This window comes from Streptomyces sp. NPDC006463, from assembly GCF_042870715.1.
Lineage (GTDB): Bacteria > Actinomycetota > Actinomycetes > Streptomycetales > Streptomycetaceae > Streptomyces.
In genome coordinates this window covers 120325-137666 of sequence record NZ_JBIAHP010000012.1, presented here as the reverse complement: position 1 = coordinate 137666, position 17342 = coordinate 120325, and the positions used below count along the sequence as shown (strand labels likewise).

21 protein-coding genes are annotated in these 17342 nt (G+C 70.9%); 11 read left to right on the top strand and 10 right to left on the bottom strand.

Going from position 1 to position 17342, the window contains the following annotated elements; genetic code table 11:
* Positions 1-413: 413 nt before the first annotated feature.
* The 4 genes from trpS to ACFYOB_RS22915 all read left to right on the top strand — a co-directional run bounded on the left by trpS (position 414) and on the right by ACFYOB_RS22915 (position 3734).
* Positions 414-1427, top strand: coding sequence for a tryptophan--tRNA ligase (gene trpS, locus ACFYOB_RS22930; protein ID WP_388562227.1), 1014 nt, complete (start codon positions 414-416; stop codon positions 1425-1427).
* A gap of 95 nt (positions 1428-1522) precedes the next feature.
* Positions 1523-2107, top strand: a complete 585-nt coding sequence (locus ACFYOB_RS22925) for a 2'-5' RNA ligase family protein (protein WP_388562225.1) — start codon at positions 1523-1525, stop codon at positions 2105-2107.
* 166 nt (positions 2108-2273) lie between these two features.
* Positions 2274-3176 (top strand): YihY/virulence factor BrkB family protein, encoded by a 903-nt coding sequence (locus ACFYOB_RS22920; RefSeq protein ID WP_388562223.1) that lies wholly within the window; start codon positions 2274-2276, stop codon positions 3174-3176.
* Between the two features lie 117 nt (positions 3177-3293).
* Positions 3294-3734, top strand: coding sequence for a hypothetical protein (locus ACFYOB_RS22915; RefSeq protein WP_388562221.1), 441 nt, complete (start codon positions 3294-3296; stop codon positions 3732-3734).
* Between the two features lie 51 nt (positions 3735-3785).
* Here the strand turns inward: ACFYOB_RS22915 and ACFYOB_RS22910 are convergent, their stop codons facing one another.
* On the bottom strand, positions 3786-5045 hold the full coding sequence (locus ACFYOB_RS22910) for a D-alanyl-D-alanine carboxypeptidase family protein (RefSeq protein WP_388562219.1): 1260 nt from the start codon (positions 5043-5045) through the stop codon (positions 3786-3788).
* 121 nt (positions 5046-5166) lie between these two features.
* Here ACFYOB_RS22910 and ACFYOB_RS22905 point away from each other — a divergent pair, with 121 nt between their 5' ends.
* The 3 genes from ACFYOB_RS22905 (at position 5167) to ACFYOB_RS22895 (ending at position 8438) form a co-directional block, all read left to right on the top strand.
* Positions 5167-5427, top strand: coding sequence for an SCO4848 family membrane protein (locus tag ACFYOB_RS22905; protein ID WP_388562217.1), 261 nt, complete (start codon positions 5167-5169; stop codon positions 5425-5427).
* A complete protein-coding gene (locus ACFYOB_RS22900) occupies positions 5424-6758 on the top strand; it encodes a metallophosphoesterase (protein WP_388562215.1) in 1335 nt (444 codons plus the stop codon). The genes ACFYOB_RS22905 and ACFYOB_RS22900 overlap by 4 nt, the downstream gene beginning before the upstream one ends.
* Before the next feature lie 123 nt (positions 6759-6881).
* Positions 6882-8438: an ABC transporter substrate-binding protein gene (locus ACFYOB_RS22895; RefSeq protein WP_388562213.1), complete on the top strand. Its 1557-nt coding sequence runs from the start codon at positions 6882-6884 to the stop codon at positions 8436-8438.
* A 45-nt stretch (positions 8439-8483) separates the two neighbouring features.
* On the opposite strand, the gene ACFYOB_RS22890 is transcribed toward ACFYOB_RS22895, so the two are convergent.
* From ACFYOB_RS22890 to ACFYOB_RS22875, 4 genes are all read right to left on the bottom strand, one after another.
* Positions 8484-9209, bottom strand: a complete 726-nt coding sequence (locus tag ACFYOB_RS22890) for a TetR/AcrR family transcriptional regulator (RefSeq protein WP_388562211.1) — start codon at positions 9207-9209, stop codon at positions 8484-8486.
* 11 nt (positions 9210-9220) lie between these two features.
* Positions 9221-9652: a thiol-disulfide oxidoreductase DCC family protein gene (locus tag ACFYOB_RS22885; protein WP_388562209.1), complete on the bottom strand. Its 432-nt coding sequence runs from the start codon at positions 9650-9652 to the stop codon at positions 9221-9223.
* Positions 9653-9655: 3 nt separating this feature from the next.
* Positions 9656-10060: a hypothetical protein gene (locus ACFYOB_RS22880; protein WP_388562207.1), complete on the bottom strand. Its 405-nt coding sequence runs from the start codon at positions 10058-10060 to the stop codon at positions 9656-9658.
* A 70-nt stretch (positions 10061-10130) separates the two neighbouring features.
* Positions 10131-10517 (bottom strand): hypothetical protein, encoded by a 387-nt coding sequence (locus tag ACFYOB_RS22875; RefSeq protein ID WP_388562205.1) that lies wholly within the window; start codon positions 10515-10517, stop codon positions 10131-10133.
* Between the two features lie 84 nt (positions 10518-10601).
* Between ACFYOB_RS22875 and ACFYOB_RS22870 the strand changes: the two genes are divergently transcribed.
* A complete protein-coding gene (locus tag ACFYOB_RS22870; RefSeq protein WP_388562203.1) occupies positions 10602-11426 on the top strand; it encodes a helix-turn-helix domain-containing protein in 825 nt (274 codons plus the stop codon).
* Positions 11426-11665 (top strand): DUF397 domain-containing protein, encoded by a 240-nt coding sequence (locus tag ACFYOB_RS22865; RefSeq protein ID WP_388562201.1) that lies wholly within the window; start codon positions 11426-11428, stop codon positions 11663-11665. The genes ACFYOB_RS22870 and ACFYOB_RS22865 overlap by 1 nt, the downstream gene beginning before the upstream one ends.
* Here ACFYOB_RS22865 and ACFYOB_RS22860 read toward each other — a convergent pair.
* On the bottom strand, positions 11643-12377 hold the full coding sequence (locus ACFYOB_RS22860) for a hotdog fold domain-containing protein (protein WP_388562199.1): 735 nt from the start codon (positions 12375-12377) through the stop codon (positions 11643-11645). The two genes, ACFYOB_RS22865 and ACFYOB_RS22860, sit on opposite strands and share 23 nt — an antisense overlap.
* A gap of 76 nt (positions 12378-12453) precedes the next feature.
* Between ACFYOB_RS22860 and ACFYOB_RS22855 the strand changes: the two genes are divergently transcribed.
* Positions 12454-12828, top strand: a complete 375-nt coding sequence (locus tag ACFYOB_RS22855; protein WP_388562197.1) for a VOC family protein — start codon at positions 12454-12456, stop codon at positions 12826-12828.
* A gap of 28 nt (positions 12829-12856) precedes the next feature.
* Here the strand turns inward: ACFYOB_RS22855 and ACFYOB_RS22850 are convergent, their stop codons facing one another.
* Positions 12857-13678, bottom strand: coding sequence for a helix-turn-helix transcriptional regulator (locus ACFYOB_RS22850; RefSeq protein WP_388562461.1), 822 nt, complete (start codon positions 13676-13678; stop codon positions 12857-12859).
* A gap of 141 nt (positions 13679-13819) precedes the next feature.
* Between ACFYOB_RS22850 and ACFYOB_RS22845 the strand changes: the two genes are divergently transcribed.
* Positions 13820-15250, top strand: coding sequence for an MFS transporter (locus tag ACFYOB_RS22845; RefSeq protein WP_388562195.1), 1431 nt, complete (start codon positions 13820-13822; stop codon positions 15248-15250).
* Here ACFYOB_RS22845 and ACFYOB_RS22840 read toward each other — a convergent pair.
* From ACFYOB_RS22840 to ACFYOB_RS22830, 3 genes are all read right to left on the bottom strand, one after another.
* Complete coding sequence (locus ACFYOB_RS22840; protein ID WP_388562193.1) at positions 15247-15900, bottom strand: Uma2 family endonuclease; 654 nt, start codon at positions 15898-15900, stop codon at positions 15247-15249. The two genes, ACFYOB_RS22845 and ACFYOB_RS22840, sit on opposite strands and share 4 nt — an antisense overlap.
* 75 nt (positions 15901-15975) lie before the next feature.
* A complete protein-coding gene (locus ACFYOB_RS22835) occupies positions 15976-16740 on the bottom strand; it encodes an alpha/beta fold hydrolase (protein ID WP_388562191.1) in 765 nt (254 codons plus the stop codon).
* A 77-nt stretch (positions 16741-16817) separates the two neighbouring features.
* On the bottom strand, positions 16818-17339 hold the full coding sequence (locus ACFYOB_RS22830; RefSeq protein ID WP_388562189.1) for a hypothetical protein: 522 nt from the start codon (positions 17337-17339) through the stop codon (positions 16818-16820).
* Positions 17340-17342 lie beyond the last annotated feature (3 nt).

Sequence of the window (17342 nt, the reverse complement as noted above, 5' to 3'; positions counted from 1 at the left end):
CCCGGTGACGAGCGCCGTTGCCGGGGCTCGGGCCGGGACCCCGCGCCTCAAATGCCGGCGGGGCTGGACATGCCGGGCAGCGGCTTGGGATTGCTCGCAGGGCAGTTCCAGCCCGCTCGGCGTTTGAGGGCGTACCCGCGCCGGAGGCGCCGGGTCCGGGGCGGAGCCGAACCCAGCCCCGCCGGCGTTCGAGGCGCGGGTTCGGGCGGAGCCCGGAGAGCCCCGCGCAGCGGCACCGCCCGGGAGGTACGGCTGCCGGCGACGGCGGAAATCGGTCGCCCGGCCGGGGCGAGATCCGGCCGGGCCGCTACCGGCCGGTACCCGTACCCGGCACCGGCGCGACCGGTCGCGACCCGGAAGGTTCCGGCCAGCGGAGGGCCCGAGCCCGCCCCCGCACCTGAGAGAATGAAGCCATGGCTTCTGATCGTCCTCGCGCGCTCTCCGGCATCCAGCCCACCTCCGGTTCGTTCCACCTCGGGAACTACCTCGGAGCCATCCGCCAGTACGTCGCCCTGCAGGAGACGCACGACGCGTTCTACATGGTCGTCGACCTGCACGCGATCACCATGCCGCAGGATCCGAAGGACCTGCGCGCGAACACCCGCCTCTCCGCCGCGCAGCTGCTGGCCGCCGGCCTGGACCCCGAGCGCTGCACGCTCTTCATCCAGAGCCACGTGCCCGAGCACGCGCAGCTCGGCTGGGTCATGAACTGCATCACCGGCTTCGGCGAGGCCAGCCGGATGACCCAGTTCAAGGACAAGTCCGCCAAGGGCGGCGTCAACAACGCCACCGTCGGACTGTTCACGTACCCGATCCTCCAGGTCGCCGACATCCTGCTGTACCAGGCGAACGCGGTCCCCGTCGGCGAGGACCAGCGCCAGCACATCGAGCTGACCCGCGACCTGGCCGAGCGCTTCAACCAGCGCTTCGGACAGACCTTCACCCTCCCCGCCGCGCACATCGTCAAGGAGGTCGCGAAGATCTACGACCTCCAGGACCCGGCGATCAAGATGTCGAAGTCCGCGTCGTCCCCCAAGGGCCTGATCAACCTCCTCGACGAGCCCAAGGTCACCGCGAAGAAGATCAAGAGCGCGGTCACCGACACCGAGGCCGAGGTCCGCTTCGACTCCGAGAAGAAGCCCGGCGTCAGCAACCTGCTCACGATCTACTCCACCCTCACGGGCGAGACGATCGCCGCCCTGGAGGAGAAGTACGAGGGCAAGGGCTACGGCGCGCTGAAGACCGACCTGGCCGACGTGATGGTCGATTTCGTCACACCGTTCAAGCAGCGCACCCAGGAATACCTGGACGACCCGGAGACGCTGGACTCCATCCTGGCCAAGGGCGCGGAGAAGGCCCGCGCCGTCGCCGCCGAAACCCTGGCACAGGCATACGACCGCCTCGGTTTCCTGTCCGCGAAGCACTGACTCGGGATCGAACGAAAGACGGCCCTGGCGATACCGGGGGTGCTGCCCGCACACTGGGTCGGCAGCACCCATCCAGACAAGCGGAGGAGAGATACGTGGGGACCGTAACGCTCGGCGTTTCGATCGCGGTCCCGGAGCCGTACGGCAGCCAGCTCCAAGAGCTGCGCGCAGGCTTCGGGGACGTCGCCGCGCACGGCATCCCCACGCACGTCACCCTCCTCCCGCCCACCGAGGTGGAGGCGGACCGGCTGCCGGAGATCCGCGCCCACCTCTCCGAGGTGGCGGCCGCCTTCCGCGGCTTCACGATGCGGCTGGGCGGGACGGGAACCTTCCGCCCGCTCTCGCCGGTCGTCTTCGTCAAGATCGTCGAGGGCGTCGTGGGCTGCACCCGCCTCCAGGACGCGGTCCGCGCCCCCGACGGGCCGGTCAGCCGTGAGCTGGCCTTCCCGTACCACCCCCACGTCACGGTCGCCCACGGGATCTCCGAGGAGGCGATGGACCTGGCGTTCACGGCCCTCGCCGAGTACGCCGCGACCTGGGTCTGCGAGGGCTTCGCGCTCTACGAGCAGGGCTCGGACGGGGTCTGGCGCAAGCTGCGTGAATACCCTTTCGGGACGGGCCCGACCGGGGTCCCGGCGCAGCCCGGCTCGCCCACGGACGAGACCGTGCGCCGCTCTTGACGCAGCGGCCGCAGGGCCTGGCGGGTGCGGAACCTGAGCCTGCGCAGGACCAGGGTGTGGAACGGACGGTCCGCCCGGGGCACTTCGCGAAAAGTCACAATCGACGACCGTAGTGCCCAAAAGCGACAATCCCGGCTATTTCCGTCAGCTCAATTACGGTGACCTCATGGACTGGCTGACGAAACTCCCAGTGATCGGGCCGCTGGCGGCGCGTCTGATGCGGACGCACGCGTGGCGTTCGTACCAGCGCCTCGACCGCGTCCACTGGACCCGGCTCGCCGCGGCGATCACCTTCATCAGCTTCCTCGCGCTCTTCCCGCTGATCACCGTCGCCGCCGCCGTCGGCGCGTCCCTCCTCAGCCAGGAGCAGCTCGACCGGCTCCAGAAGAAGCTCGCCGAACAGGTCCCCGGGATCTCCGACCAGCTCGACATCAACGCGCTCGTCGCGAACGCGGCCACGGTCGGCCTCGTCGCCGGCATCCTGCTGCTCTTCACCGGCATCAGCTGGGTGGGCTCGATGCGGGACTGCCTGCGCGCGGTGTGGGAGAAGGACGACGAGGACGAGGGGAACCCGATCGTCCGCAAGGGCAAGGACGGGCTGGTGCTCCTCGGCCTCGGCGGCGCGGCCCTGGCCTCCGCCGCCGCCTCGATCATCGGCTCCAGCGCCGTCGGGAAATCCGCCGAGTGGCTGCACATCCCGCGCGAGGGCGCGGGCGGCGTGCTGCTGCGCGCGGGCGTCTTCCTCGTCGGCGTCGTGGCCGCGTTCCTGCTGCTGCTCTACCTCCTGACCCTGCTCCCGGGCGTCGAACCGCCGCGAGGCCGCCTGATCCAGGCGGCCCTCATCGGCGCGGCGGGCTTCGAGCTGCTGAAGCTCCTGCTCGGCGGCTACATGCGGGGGGTCGCGACGAAGAGCATGTACGGGGCCTTCGGCGTGCCGATCGCCCTGCTGCTCTGGATCAACTTCTCGGCGAAGCTGCTGCTCTTCGTGTCGTCCTGGACGGCGACCCGCGCCGACGAAGGCGACGGCGACGAGGGCGACGGCGACGCCGGCGACGAGGACGGCGTCTAGGGCGCTTCCCGTTCGAGTGAATTCCGGCCTCGGACACATGAGGGCCGGGTAGGCCTGCCGCGAGGTTCCGTGCACGATGCAACGGGATCGATCGTCCTGGCCGCCCCTGGAGGGCTCATGTCCGCTTCGCTCCGCCCGCGCAAGCTCCTCACCACGACCGCCGTCGCCCTGCTCCTGTCTCTCGCCGGGGCCGGTCTCGCCGCCCCCGCGAGCGGCGCCACCGTCACCGCCCCCAGTGCGGTGCGGGAGGTCCGGGCACCCGCGTTCAACGCAGCAGGGGTCTGGTACCTGTTCCAGACCAACGCCACCGTGCGCGTGGACCTGACACAGGACGCGAGCGGGCGCCTGTTCGGAACCGTCTCGTCCGGAAACACCGTCGGGACTCTCCGCGAGGGCTCCGTGGACGGCAACAACATCTACTTCACCGTCGGCTGGAACCACGGACCCGTCGGGCGCTACACCGGGGTCCGCGGCCCGGACGGACGGCTCTCCGGTACCACCGTCGACCTGAACAACCCCAGCAGCCAGGCGAGCTGGTTCACCGAGCGCAGGTTCTGACCGGACGGGCGGGCCGGGCCGGGCGGACAGCCGGGCCCGGCCCGCCCGGGCCTACACCCAGTCCTCGTCCCGCCCCCGGCGGCCACGCAGGGGCCACCGGCGGTTGACCACGAAGGCGCCGCCCGCCAGGACCGCCAGCGCACCGCCCGCGACACCGAGCGCGGTGCCGATGCCACCGCCCGAGCCGCCGCCGGCCGCCGCGTCGTTCTCGTGGGACTGGGCCGGCGACCCGTGCGGGCGGGTGTCCGCGCTCTTCGGCGGTACCAGCTCACCCACCGGCTTGACCTTCCCGGCCGCCGCGAACCCCCAGTCGAAGAGCGCTGCGGTCTCCTCGTACACCGAGTTGGCCCCGCCCGCGCCCGGGTTCATCACCGTGACCAGCAGCTTGCGCGACCCCTGCTGCGCGGCGCCGGTGAAGGTGGCGCCCGCCATCGTGGTGTTGCCGTTCTTCACCCCGGCGATGCCCTTGTACGGGGAGATTCCGCCGGCGCCCGTCATCAGCCGGTTGGTGTTCTGGATCTCGAAGTACTCGCGCGGCTTCCCGGCCTCCTGCTTGCCGGGGAACTTCGCCCCGACCGTGCCGCAGTACTCCCGGAAGTCCTGCTTCTGCAGCCCGGAGCGGGCGACGAGGGTGAGGTCGTACGCGCTCGACACCTGCTCCGGGGCGTCGTACCCGTCGGGGGAGACCACATGGGTGTCCAGGGCCTGCAGTTCCTCGGCGTGGGCCTGCATGTCCTTGACGGTCTTCTCGATGCCGCCGTTCATCGCCGACAGCACGTGCACGGCGTCGTTCCCCGACCTCAGGAACACCCCGAGCCACAGGTCGTGGACGGTGTACTCAAGGTCCTCCTTGACCCCGACCAGGCTGCTGCCCGGCCCGACGCCTTCCATGTCCTTGTCGGTGACCTTGTGGACCTGGTCCTTGGGCAGGCCCGGCAGCACCGTGTCCGCGAAGAGCATCTTCATGGTGGAGGCCGGGGGGAGCCGCCAGTGCGCGTTGTGCGAGGCCAGGACCTCGCCGGTCTCCGCGTCGGCCACGATCCACGACCGCCCCGTGAGGTTCGTGGGCAGGGCGGGCGCGCCGGGCAGCAGGTTCACCTGGGTCCCCGGCTGGCCGAGCAGGGCTCCGCCGACCGTGGACATCGCCGCGGGGGGCGCGGGTGCCGCCTTGGCGTCCGGGGTCGTCGGCGGCGCCTTCCCGTCGGCCGGCTGCGCGGGCGGGGTCGGCGCGGCGTGCGCGGGGGCCACGAACATCGCGGGGACCAGCAGCGCGGCGGAAAGGACCGTCAGCGCGGTCTTCTTTACAGACACGCAGGTGAAAGTACATCCCGATGGACTGGATACGGTCGCTGACCGGCCAATCCGGCGAAACGACCGCCGGGACAGCCCACCCCGGCGCGTCCGCCGCAGGGGCGAATCCGATACTGGGGGCATGAGACTCAGCCGTACCGCCTCCTGGTTCCTGCTCGCCTTCGGAGTGTGGAGCTGGTTCATCTGGGTGTCTTTCGTCCGGAACCTGTGGAAGGACAGCAGTGGCCAGGCGTTCGACGCGGCGGGTGAACCCACGCCCTTCTTCTGGGTGCACCTGACGCTCGCGGTGACGTCCTTTCTCCTGGGGACGGCCGTCGGAGTGATCGGGTTGCGTGGGGTCCGCGCCCTGCGGCGCGAATCACGTAACGGCCCGAACGCGTGAAAATCGCCCTCGTCGCGCTGGTCGTGCTCGCCGTCCTCGCGCTGCTCGTACTCGTCCACCGGTGGCTCTGGATCCGTCTGGTCCGCGACACCACCGCCCCCGGCGCCCTGTCCCGCCGCATCGGCACGGTCCTCGCCTTCACCCTGCCCCTCCTCTCCGTGGCCGCGCTGACCGCGGGCCGCGCCGGAGCTCCCTTCCGCCTCCAGCAGGCCGTGGCCTGGCCGGGGTTCCTCTGGCTCGCGGTGCTCCTGTACCTGACGTTGACGATGCTGGTCGCCGAGCCGGTCCGCGCGCTGCTGCTCCGCCGTCTGGCCCACCGGATCCCCTCTGGGGAGGACCGGGGCTCCGCCCCGAACCCCGCGCCTCGATCTCCGGCGGGGCTTCAGCCCGCCGGTCGTTCGACGGCGGCGCAGGGCCCCGGCCCCGGCCCCGACCCCGGGCCCGGCGACCCGGCACCCGCTGCGCAGGGCGCCGGCTCCGGACCGGCCGATTCCGGCGGACTCCTGCTGGACCGCCGCAGGTTCGTCGCACGGGCGATCGGCGGGGCGGCCGCCGCCGTGGCCGTCGGGACCGTGGCGAACGGCGCCCACGGAGTGCTGCGCGGCCCTCGCGTCAAGCGGGTCCAGGTGCCCCTGGCCAAGCTGCCGCGCGCCGCGCACGGCTTCCGGATCGCCGTCGTCAGCGACATCCACCTCGGCCCGGTCCTCGGCCGCGCCCACACCCAGCGCATCGTCGACACCGTCAACCGCACCCAGCCCGACCTCATCGCCATCGTCGGCGACCTCGTCGACGGCAACGTCCACGATCTCGGGCCCGCCGCCGAGCCGCTGCGCCGGCTCAGTGCCCGCCACGGCACGTACTTCGTGACCGGGAACCACGAGTACTTCTCGGGCGCCGCGCAGTGGGTGGACCACGTGCGCGAACTCGGCCTGATTCCGCTGGAGAACGCCCGCCGCCCGCTCCCGTACTTCGACCTCGCCGGTGTGAACGACATCGCGGGGGAGAGCGAGGGGCACGGCCCCGACTTCCGGGCGGCCCTCGGCGACCGCGACCGGAGCCGCAGCGCCGTGCTCCTCGCCCACCAGCCCGTCGTCATCCACGACGCGGTCCGGCACGGCGTCGACCTCCAGCTCTCCGGCCACACCCACGGCGGCCAGCTCTGGCCGGGCAACTACCTCGCCGAGCTCGCCAACCCCACCGTCGCCGGTCTGGAGCGCTACGGCGACACCCAGCTCTACGTGTCCCGGGGAGCGGGCGCCTGGGGGCCTCCGGTCAGGGTGGGCGCGCCGTCCGACATCACCGTCGTGGAACTCGCCTCATACCAGGCCTGACCGCCCCGAACCGGCAACGAACCGCAAAGAATCAGCCTTCCGGAGGCTGAAATTCCGTGATGGGATGTCCGGTAACCGGACAGTGCATCGCTGTCAGCGGTACAGGGGTGGGGTTCAGGGGCAATGCGGTCTGTCCGTTCGAAGATCATCGTGGTCGGGCTGGTCCTCGGCGTGGCCGGTGTGGGGACCTGGCAACTGCTGCCCGACTCCGGTGGCGGCGGCAAGGCCATCCGGGTCGGGACGAGCGACGTCGTCTCCGCCCTCGATCCCGCGGGGGCGTACGACGCGGGCTCCTGGGCCCTGTTCAGCAACGTCTACCAGTCGCTGCTGACCATCAAGTCCGGCTCCGACACCCCCGTGGCGGACGCCGCGTCCTCCTGCGGCTTCATCGGTCAGAAGCTCACCACGTACCAGTGCGAGCTCCGCCCCGACGCGAAGTTCGCGGGCGGCCGCGCGATCACCGCCGAGGACGTCAAGCACTCCTTCGACCGCATCAAGGCCATCAACTCCGACCAGGGCCCGGCCCCCCTCTTCAACACCCTGGAGTCGGTCAAGGCGGAGGGCCGCACCGTCACCTTCAACCTCTCCGCCGGCGACTCCACCTTCCCCTTCAAGATCGCGACGGGTGCCGCCTCGATCGTCGACAAGGACAAGTACCCGGCCAAGGCGCTGCGCGCGGACGGCAAGGTCGACGGCTCCGGCCCGTACACGCTCGGCGCCTACAAGGCCGGTACGAGCATCGACCTGAAGCCCAACGCCTCGTACAAGGGCCGGGCCAAGCCCGCCCTCGCGCCCGTCACCATCAGGTACTTCAAGGACTCCGCGGAGCTCGACAAGGCCTGGAACGACCGCCAGATCGACGTCGCCCACCGGGAGATGCCGCCGGCCGTGCTCGCCGCCCTCAACCCGGGCATGAAGGACACCCGCTACCAGGCCTCCGGCGGCTCCGAGATCCGCTCCGTGGTCTTCAACGTGCGCCCCGGCTCCACCGCCGCCCCGCTCGCCGTCCGCCAGGCCGTGGCCGCCGTACTCGACCGCGCCAAGGTGGCGACCGAGATCTACTCGGGGACCGTCACCCCGCTGTACTCCCTGGTCCCGGCGGGCATCGCAGCCCACAGCACGCCGTTCTTCGACACCTACCCGACGCCCAACGGCGCCGCGGCGAAGAAGCTGTTCAAGGACGCCGGGATCACCGCCCCCGTCTCCCTCACCGTCGGGGTCAACGCGCGCGGCGCGAACCTCGCGGAGGCCGACGAGATCAAGCGGCAGCTGGAGTCGACCGGCCTCTTCCAGCTGAAGATCAAGCCGGTGGAGAAGTGGACCGACTTCCAGAAGGGATACGCGGCAGGCGAGTTCGACGCCTACACCATCGGCTGGATCGCCGACTTCCCGGACGCGGACAACTTCCTCGCCCCGCTCGTCGGCGCGGACTCGTCGATGAACAACGGCTTCTCCGACAAGACCGTCGACGACCTGATCACCCGCACCCAGTCCCACTCGGAGCGGGGCGAGGCGGCCGCCGACTTCCGCGAGCTCCAGAAGCTGGTCTCCCAGAAGGTCCCCATGGTGCCGATCTGGCAGAAGAAGGACTACGTGATGTCCCGCGAGGCCGTCACAGGCGCCCAGTACCTGTCCGACGGGACGGGCGTCTGGCGCCTGTGGGAACTCAACTGGCTGTAGCCCCGGCCCCGGTAGCCCCGGCCCCGGCCACGGCCTCGGATCCGGCTACGACTTCGGGTCCGAGGCCTTCTTGCGGGCGCCCGCCGTGGCCGTCTGCGCCATGCCGGGCAGGAAGTCCGCGAACAGCTCGTGCACCTCGCGCACCAGCGGCCGCAGCACCTTGAACCGGGCCAGCACGATGCCCCGCGTCGTCAGCTGCGCGCCGCGCTCCGCGAGCCGCCGCGTCTTCTCGCTGTTCGGCGAACGGTCGAAGACCCAGTACAGCACCAGGCCCATCTGCGAGAGCCACATCAGCTCCGGCAGTACGTCGACCAGTTCGGCCGGCACCTTGGTCTTCGCGCCCGCCAGTACCTCGCGGTGGATGTCGATGGCCGCCTGCCGCGCGTCCTCCGACTCCGGCGAGAAGGGGCTGAGCGGACTTTCGGGGTCCGCCGCGTTCTTGAAGAACTGGGAGGCGAACTCGTGATACGGGGCCGCGATGTCCATCCAGCTCGTCAGCACGCCGGCGAGCCGCTTCTGCAGATCGGTCTCGCTGTCCAGGATGGGCCGGACCGCCGCCTGGTGGGCGGCGCCGATCCGGTCGTAGAACCCCTGGACCAGGTGTTCCTTCGATTCGAAGTAGTAATAGGCGTTGCCGACCGAGACACCGGCCTCCTTCGCGATACCCCGCATCGTCGTCTTGTCGAAGCCGCGCTCCTGGAAGAGACGGAGCGCGGTTTCGAGGATGAGCGTGCGGGTCTGCTCGCTCTTGGGAGCCTTCTGATCAGTCACGGTGTACGAGCCTATCGGGGTACGGAGCACTGGTCGTCACAGGCCGGTTCCTCCAGCCCCTGCGGATCCCCCTCGGTCCGCACCGCCTGCCGCCACTTGGAGGCCGTGTACATGGCGGCCCGGGCGAAGGGCCGTCCGGCGGGCGTGGCGAGCCAGTTGGCCTTCGGCCGGTGCTCTACCAGCGCCCACAGGCACACGATGAAGGCGTCCGTACCGGTCCACACCTGCCCGGAGTCTCCGACGACGGTGATCTCCTTCAGCGTCGACGCGTGGTCGAGCTGAGGGAACCGCCGCCGCGCCTCGTACGACGCGGCCGGGACCAGCGCGAGCCGGACCAGCCAGCGCTGCGCGAGCAGCCAGTGCCGGATGTGTACGCAGAGCGGGCAGTTCGCGTCGTACAGGACGGTCAGGTGGCGGACTGCCCCCGGGCTTGAGGCGGCCATGGTTCAGACCCCTGCCGGAGCGGTCCACCCCTGCGGGGCGACGGGCGGGGTCTGCTGGCGCTCCATGATCCCCCGGCGGCGCATCTTGTTGAGGACCCAGACGTTGCCGAGGTGCATGACGCCGAGGACCAGCAGCACGACGCCGAGCTTGACCGAGAGCGCCTCGAAGAGGTCGCGGGCCCGGACTATGTCCTCGGCCGACCGCAGGTAGAGGGTCACGAAGCCGATGTTCACGAGGTAGAACCCGACCACGAGGAGCTGGTTGACGGCGTCGGCCAGCTTCTCGTTCCCCTGGAGGACGTCGCCGATGAAGACGCGGCCGTTGCGGCTGAGCGTACGGGCGACCCAGACGGTGAGCCCGATGCTGATGAGCAGGTAGATGACGTACGCGACCACGGTGAGGTCCATTGCCCTCAGCCCCCTTGAACGTGTTCAATACTGCTGACGGGGATGACTGTAGGGCTTTTTTTGAACAGGTTCAAGCGAATGTCTTCTCCAGGATCCCCGGATCCACGAAGGGTGCCGTCCGCGTCGGCACCGACCGCCACGCGAGGGGCCAGGTGGTCCCGTACAGCGCGGGTACGCCGACGTAGGCGGTGGCGTAGCGGGTGCGCGAGGTGTACCGCTGCGTGTGCGAGGGCCAGCTGTGCTCCCGCGCGGTGCCGGGCGGGAGCAGGAAGTACATCCAGCGGTAGCCGTTGAGCTCGTAGACGATCGGCCCGGCGTCGTGGTCGGTGAGCCGGCACAGCTCCTTGGCGGTCTCCTCGCCGAGCTGGCCCTGGATGCGCAGCGCGTCGAAGTGCACGCCCGCGAGGCGGAGCTGGAAACCGGCGTCGGGGACCCAGTCGGGGATTTCGTCGTTCATGGGGCACAGGGTGGCGGCTCGGCCCTAGCCTGGAACAGTAGTCGCGCCGTCACGGACGGCGATCCGTGAAGGGCTGTGACGCCGGTGTCCGAGGCCGTGAACCCCAGTGAACCCCTCCCGTCACCGCTGCGGCGGGGACTCGGCGCGCAGATGCGGACGCTGCGCGAGAAGCGCGGGGTCTCGCGGCAGGAGCTGGGCGGCCGGACGAACTTCTCGTCGTCGGCGATCGGGGCGTTCGAGCGCGGCGACCGGGCGATGGAACCGGGGATGATCGAGCGGGTCGACGAACTGCTCGCCGGGGACGGGCTGCTGAAGGCGGTGCTGCCGTACCTGGAGGAGGAGCGGTACGCACCGCAGTTCCGGAACTTTGCACCGGTCGAGGCCAAGGCGGTGAGCCTGTGGGTCTATGACACCCACACCGTGAACGGCCTGCTCCAGACCGAGAAGTACGCACGAGCTGTCATCGGCTCGCACTGGCCTCCCGTATCGGAGGCCGAGTCTGAACGCCGAGTGGCGGGACGGATGGGACGGCAGGCCGTGCTGCTGCGAGATCCGCCGCCCGCGCTGTGCTTCGTGTTCGAGGCGTCGGTCCTCAGTCGGCGTGTCGGCGGGGAGGCCGTTTGGCGGGAGCAGCTTCACCACCTGCTGGAGATGGCTCGGCTGCCGCATGTGACCATCCAGGTTGTCCCGCCGGATTGCACGGTGCCGCTCAACTCGCTGGGTCCTATGAAGGTTGCGGAGACGCCAGAGCGGCGGATGCTCGGGTATGTCGAGGCGCAGGGGCACAGTTGGGTGATCTCGCAGCGAGAAGCCGTGAGTGAGATGATCCAACGCCATGCGAATATCCGGGGGTGGGCGTTGAGTCCGCAGGACTCGGCACGTTGGATCGAACAGCTTGCGGGAGAGTGATGAGCACCGGACTGGCGTGGTTCAAGAGCAGCTACAGCGGTAGCGACGGGGGCGACTGCGTCGAGGTCGCCCTGGCCTGGCACAAGAGCAGCTACAGCGGTGGTGACGGCGGCGACTGCGTCGAAGTCGCCGCCTGCCCCGCCGCCGTCCACGTCCGGGACTCCAAGGACACCACCCGCCCCGCGCTCACCATCACCCCCGCGGCCTGGGCCGCCTTCACGGCGCAGGCGTCGGCCTAGGTTCCACCCACAGGGCTTCGGCGAAGGCGCAGAGGTCGCCCGTCGCCGTGGCCAGGGCCGTACCCGCCCGGTACTTGCGGCCCTCGGACCCGAGCATCCAGGAGTACGAGACCAGGCCCGAGCCGACGGGTACCGGTCGCAGCAGCCGCGCGGACAGCGAGGCCGTGACGGCGCCGGCCGGGCGGCCGCCGAGGAAGCGTCCGGCCGCGTTCCCCGGGCAGTCCAGCGCGCCCCACACCAGCTCCGGCGGCAACAGGCCGTCCGGGCCGCCGAGTCCGGCGGCCGGGGTCCAGGCGGTGGCGACCATCGCGCCGCCCGGCACCGGGCCGCAGTGCAGGCGCAGACCGGTGGACGGCGTGCGGTGCAGGCCGCAGCCGAAGCAGTCCGTCGATCCGTCCGGCGGGACCGCTCGGTAGGCGTCCGCGGCCGCCGAGGCCACCGTCCAGGAAGGCGCGTCCGGTACGTCCGTGTCCAGCTCTGCGGGGGTCGCGGCGGCCAGCAGGAGCTCACCGGCGGTCAGTTCGGCGCCCCCGCCCGCCGTCTCGGTGAGCCGTACCGGCTCACCGGTCGGCACGGGCCGCCTGAAGTCCACCCGTACGGTCTTCGCGGTCGCCCGCCCGGCCAGCACGCCCGCCACGTAGCCGCCGAAAGCCACTCCCGGATAACCGCACAGGTGGTCCGGAACCGTGATCGTCTCGAAGTCGTCGGTCATGCCCCCACTCCATCACAGAGAGCCCCCGGTCCAAATCGTTGGACAGGTGTCGGGGGCCTGGCAGATAGTGCCGCCCATGGCCTCTCTCGTACGACACATCACCTTCGACTGCTCCGACGCCTACGCCCTGGGTCAGTTCTGGGCCGCCGTCCTGGACGGCAAGCTCTCCGACGAGGACTTCCCGGGTGACCCCGAGGCGCTCGTCACGGCGCCCGGCTCGGCCCTGCTGTTCGTCACGGTGCCCGACGCCAAGACCGTCAAGAACCGCGTCCACATGGACCTGCAGCCGCAGGACCGGACGCGCGACGAGGAGGTGGAACGCGTCCTCGCCCTCGGCGCCACCGTCGTCGGCGATCACCGCAACGCCGACGGCACCGGCTGGGTGACCATGGCGGACCCCGAGGGCAACGAGTTCTGCGTCGAGCGCAGCGCCGGCGAACGCACCAAGTGACCTCGGACTGACCGGCGTTCGGAGGGACTCAGCCGGCGATCGGGTACATCGACCCGCGCCGGCCCTCCGGCGACGTCAGCCATTCCAGCTTCTCCGCCGTCTCGGTGCCCGGCAGCGGGGTGTGGAGCACGATCGCCAGGTCGGGGCGGGCCGGCACGCGCAGCTGGGTCGACTCCACGTACAGCGTGCCGACGACCGGATGCTCCAGATGCTTCTGCAGCTGGCCGCCGGGCTCGACGTCGCGGCGCTCCCACAGCTCGACGAACTCCGGGCTGAGCTCCCGGGCCTCCTCGACCACCGCCCGGAACCCCTCGTCGTTCGGACGCTCCGAGCAGGCCGCCCGGAACTGGGCCACCACGTTGCGGGCGACCTCTTCCCAGCGCGGGGAGCGGGCCCGGTAGATGGGGTCGGTGAAGAAGGCGATCAGGCAGTTCTGCACGATCTCCGGACGCATCCCGAGGACCAGCGCGGCCGCGTCGTTGTACATCACCGTGTTCCAGTACGCGTCCATGATGTGCGCGGGGAACGGCATCCAGGCGTCGATCAGCCGCTTCAGCCCTTGGCACATGTCCCGGTCGGCCGGGGCGACCTCCAGGGCGGGCGGATTGAGCCCGGCGAGGACGTACAGGTGCCGGCGTTCGGCGCTGCTGAGCTTCAGTACGCGACCCACCGAGTCCAGGACCTGCGAGGACACCGTGATGTCGCGGCCCTGCTCCAGCCATTGGTACCAGGAGACCCCGACCCCGGCGAGCACGGCGACCTCCTCCCGGCGCAGGCCCGGCGTACGGCGGCGGGCCCCGCCGTCCGGCAGGCCGGCCTCGGTCGGAGTGATCCGGGCCCGTCTGCTCATGAGGAACTCGCGCAGTTCGGTCCGCCGGTGCTCTTCGATCCGCGTCGCCACGAAGTCCCCCTGTCAGGCTGCCTGGTGGTGCCGCCAACAGGATAAGTTCCCACTCTGCACCGGCATTCCCGGGCCGCGAGGGTAGTGGCCATGGCGATCGACACACAGACGACAACCACCGGGCCGCGCACGGCGGCCCCCGAGAAAGACCGGAACGACCGGCTCTCCGGCAGGGCCAAGCTGGTCCTCTTCGTGCTCTGCGCCGCCCAGTTCATGGTGGCGCTCGACTTCTCCGTACTGAACGTGGCCCTGCCGGTGCTCGGCAAGGACCTCGGGCTGAGCCAGTCCGCCCTCCAGTGGGCGGTCACCGCGTTCGCCCTGCCGTCCGGCGGCTTCCTGCTCCTCTTCGGCCGGATCGCCGACCTGTACGGCCGCAAGAAGCTGTTCCTGACCGGCCTCGTGCTGTTCGGCGCGGCCTCGCTGCTCGCGACCCTCGCCTGGGACCCGGCGTCCTTCCTGGCCGGGCGCGCCCTGCAAGGCCTGGGCGCGGCGGTCATCGTGCCGACCGGCATGTCCCTGCTGACCACGACCTTCCCCGAGGGGCCGCTGCGCGACAAGGCGCTCGGCATCTCCGGCACCCTGCTGTCCCTCGGCTTCACCATCGGCATGGTGCTCGGCGGAGTCATGACCGACACCCTGGGCTGGCGCTCCACGATGGGCCTGCTCGCGGTCGCCGCGGTGGTCGTACTGGTCCTCGCGCCCGGGCTGCTGCCGGAGTCCCGTACCCCCGAGCGGCCGCGGCTGGACGTGCCCGGGGCCGTCACCGTGACCGGCGGTCTGCTCGCGCTGATCTACGCCCTGTCGACGGCGGCCCAGCGCGGCTTCGGTGACGTGGACGTCTGGGGCACGCTGGTCGTCGGGGTCGGCCTGCTCGCCGCGTTCGTGGTGGTGGAGTCGAAGGCGGCGGCGCCGCTGGTGTCGCTGCCGATGCTGAAGCGGCGTACGGTCGCGTGGGGCAACATCGCCGGGCTGGTGACGTTCTCGATGATGTCGACGGTCATCTTCGTGCTGACCCTCTACCTCCAGGAAACGCTGGAGCTGTCGTCCTTCCGGACCGGCCTGGTGTTCGGCGTCCAGGGCGTCGCGTCCGTCTTCGCCGGCTCCTACGCCCCCCGGGTCATCGGCCGCTTCGGCGCGCGCCGCGTCCTGGTCGGAACGCTGCTGGGGCAGGGGGCGTTCGGCGCCGCGCTGCTGGCCGTGGGCACGGACTCCGGCGCACTGGTGGCGACCGTCGCGGTCTCGTTGGCCAGCATGTGCCACCTCGGCGCGATCATCTCGTACGGGCTGGTCGTGACGAGCGGCGTGCCCGACGAGGAGCAGGGTCTGGCGACCGGCCTGGTCACCACAACCCAGCAGGTCGGTCTCACGATCGGCATCCCGCTGCTCGGCGTCCTGGCCACCACCCAGGCCTCGCTCTTCGACGGGGTCCGCACGGTCCTGGCGGCCGACGCGGCGATCGTCCTCGCGGCGGCCCTCCTGGTGGCGGCGGGCCTGGGCCTGAGCCGCCGCAAGAAGTCCTAGGCTTCAGGGGCCGGCGGCGCGGCCTTCTTCCGGGGCTGCGGCCGGCCCGCCGCCAACAGCTCGTCCACGTCGAGGGTGACCTTGGCGCCGAGGGAGTCGGGGAGGGTGGCGAGCTCGCCGGGTGCGTAGACCCGGTGGGTGCCGTAATCGCCGTTCTCGGGATCGGTCAGCACGTGGAGCCGCTGGTGCTGGCGGTTCACGATGACGTAGACCGCGACCCCGGCGCTCGCGTAGGCCCCGACCTTGGAGCGCAGGTCGGTGTTGTAGTTGCTCGACGTCACTTCGAGGACGAGGCGGAACACGACCGGGTCGTAGCAGTTGTTCCTGACGAGGTGCTCATCGCTGTCCGCGTCGACCACGACGAGGTCTGGGATGGCGTAGTCCTCCGGTCCACCCGGCAGCCACAGCCCGATGCCCTGGTGCACCTCGGTTTCACCATCATCCAGGCCTGCGGCGACGAACGGACGGGTGATCTTGTTGAGCACCCTGGAATGGGGCAGATCCGCAGGCGGCGTCACGGTGAGCTGACCTCCGATGATCTCGACGCGGTAGCCAGGGGCCTGCTCCATGAGCCTGTTGGCCGCTTCGAGCAGGGGCAGCGGCCGGTCCTCGTTCGGGTAAGCGGAGTGCTCGACGGGTGCTGCGGACATCTCGGGCCTCCCGTGGGCTGGGTCGAGAGCATCATCGTAGGACGGCGTCGCGCCCGCGTCAGGGAGGCGCCCGCGTCACCGGATCGGGTGGAGGAACTCCAGGAGCAGGTCGGTGATCTCCGCGGGGCGCTCCAGCGAGGGCAGGTGGCCCGCCCACGGGAGCTCCAGGTGGCGGGCGCCCGGGACGAGGGACGGGAGCTCGGCGGCGATAGCACGGAAGTCGGGCAGGTCGTGGGCACCACCGACGGCGAGGACCGGGGCGGTGACGGAGGCGAAGTCGACGTCCGGCTCGGGGAGTTCGTGGTCCTCGGTGAGGTGCGCGGAACCCTGGAAGTTCCGCAGCTGCATGGCCCGTACGAGGGCGTGCGCGGCCTCGTCGGCGTCCGGGCCGAGCCAGGTACGGGCGTTCAGCGCGGCCGCCCCCTCCAGGTCGCCGGCCTCCAGCAGCTCGTCCTCGGCGGCGCCGAACTCCCGCACCTCCGGCGAGCCGGGCCGGTGCCCCGGGCGGCCCGCGCAGAGCAGGGCCAGGCGGGTCACGCGCTCCGAGTGCAGGGCGGCGATCCGCAGGGCGACCCGGCCGCCGTACGAGGAGCCGACGAGCGCGGCGCGCTCGATGCCGAGCCGGTCCAGCAGTGCCACGACGTCGCCGTCGTCGCTGTACGGGGTCCGGGCGGCGGGGGAGTCCCCGCAGGTCCGGAAGTCGGGCCGGACCACCCGGTACCCCGCTTCGGCCAGCGCCCCGTACTGGGCGTCCCACATGCGCCGGTCGCAGACGGAGGAGTGGAGCAGGACGGCGGCGGGGGCGGCGACGGGCCCGGCCACGTCAAAGGAAATGATCACGCGCTGATCCTGGTGGGTGGGGGCGGGGTCCGCCACCGCGTTTCACCCACGGTGTTCCGCCCCGCCCGGACGCCCCCTCAGAGGCTCAGCGACCGCGCGAAGTTGAGCTGCGACATCACCCACGGGTAGGTGTTCTGGTCCTGGGCCGGGATCATCGTGGAATGGTGGCGGCCGCCACTGGTCACCGAGATCTGGATGTAGCCCGTGGTCTTCTTCTCCTTCATCAGGAGGAACAGCAGGCCCAGCAGGCAGAACAGGAAGAAGATGACGGCGAGGATGATCGCGTGGGTCGGGATCTTCTCCTCGGTGCGCGAGAAGTCCGTCGCGTTCCAGACCGCGCCCCGCAGCGGCATGTTGCCCGACGGCGTGATGATCTGGTCCCCCACGACCGTGATGTCGCCGAGGGACACGCCGGCGCCGTTCATGGGGGCGGGAGCGGGGACGGGGGCCGGGAAGCCCGCGGCCATGGTCGGCTGGTAGGGCGGGGGCCCGGCCGCCGGGTAGGGCTGCGGGTAGCCGTAACTCGGCTCGCCCGGGCCCCACTTGTAGTCACCCTGGCCGGGGTTGCTCGAGTACGGATTCGGCTGCTGCTCGCTCATGCC

Coding starts and splice junctions, on each gene's coding strand:
- ACFYOB_RS22865 (WP_388562201.1), top strand. CDS start 11,426: ATGAGCACCGGACTGGCGTGGTTCAAGAGCAGCTACAGCGGTAGCGAC.
- ACFYOB_RS22915 (WP_388562221.1), top strand. CDS start 3,294: ATGTCCGCTTCGCTCCGCCCGCGCAAGCTCCTCACCACGACCGCCGTC.
- trpS (WP_388562227.1), top strand. CDS start 414: ATGGCTTCTGATCGTCCTCGCGCGCTCTCCGGCATCCAGCCCACCTCC.
- ACFYOB_RS22885 (WP_388562209.1), bottom strand. CDS start 9,652: ATGGCCGCCTCAAGCCCGGGGGCAGTCCGCCACCTGACCGTCCTGTAC.
- ACFYOB_RS22880 (WP_388562207.1), bottom strand. CDS start 10,060: ATGGACCTCACCGTGGTCGCGTACGTCATCTACCTGCTCATCAGCATC.
- ACFYOB_RS22850 (WP_388562461.1), bottom strand. CDS start 13,678: ATGAGCAGACGGGCCCGGATCACTCCGACCGAGGCCGGCCTGCCGGAC.
- ACFYOB_RS22840 (WP_388562193.1), bottom strand. CDS start 15,900: ATGTCCGCAGCACCCGTCGAGCACTCCGCTTACCCGAACGAGGACCGG.
- ACFYOB_RS22845 (WP_388562195.1), top strand. CDS start 13,820: ATGGCGATCGACACACAGACGACAACCACCGGGCCGCGCACGGCGGCC.
- ACFYOB_RS22830 (WP_388562189.1), bottom strand. CDS start 17,339: ATGAGCGAGCAGCAGCCGAATCCGTACTCGAGCAACCCCGGCCAGGGT.
- ACFYOB_RS22895 (WP_388562213.1), top strand. CDS start 6,882: ATGCGGTCTGTCCGTTCGAAGATCATCGTGGTCGGGCTGGTCCTCGGC.
- ACFYOB_RS22905 (WP_388562217.1), top strand. CDS start 5,167: ATGAGACTCAGCCGTACCGCCTCCTGGTTCCTGCTCGCCTTCGGAGTG.
- ACFYOB_RS22920 (WP_388562223.1), top strand. CDS start 2,274: ATGGACTGGCTGACGAAACTCCCAGTGATCGGGCCGCTGGCGGCGCGT.
- ACFYOB_RS22875 (WP_388562205.1), bottom strand. CDS start 10,517: ATGAACGACGAAATCCCCGACTGGGTCCCCGACGCCGGTTTCCAGCTC.
- ACFYOB_RS22855 (WP_388562197.1), top strand. CDS start 12,454: ATGGCCTCTCTCGTACGACACATCACCTTCGACTGCTCCGACGCCTAC.
- ACFYOB_RS22860 (WP_388562199.1), bottom strand. CDS start 12,377: ATGACCGACGACTTCGAGACGATCACGGTTCCGGACCACCTGTGCGGT.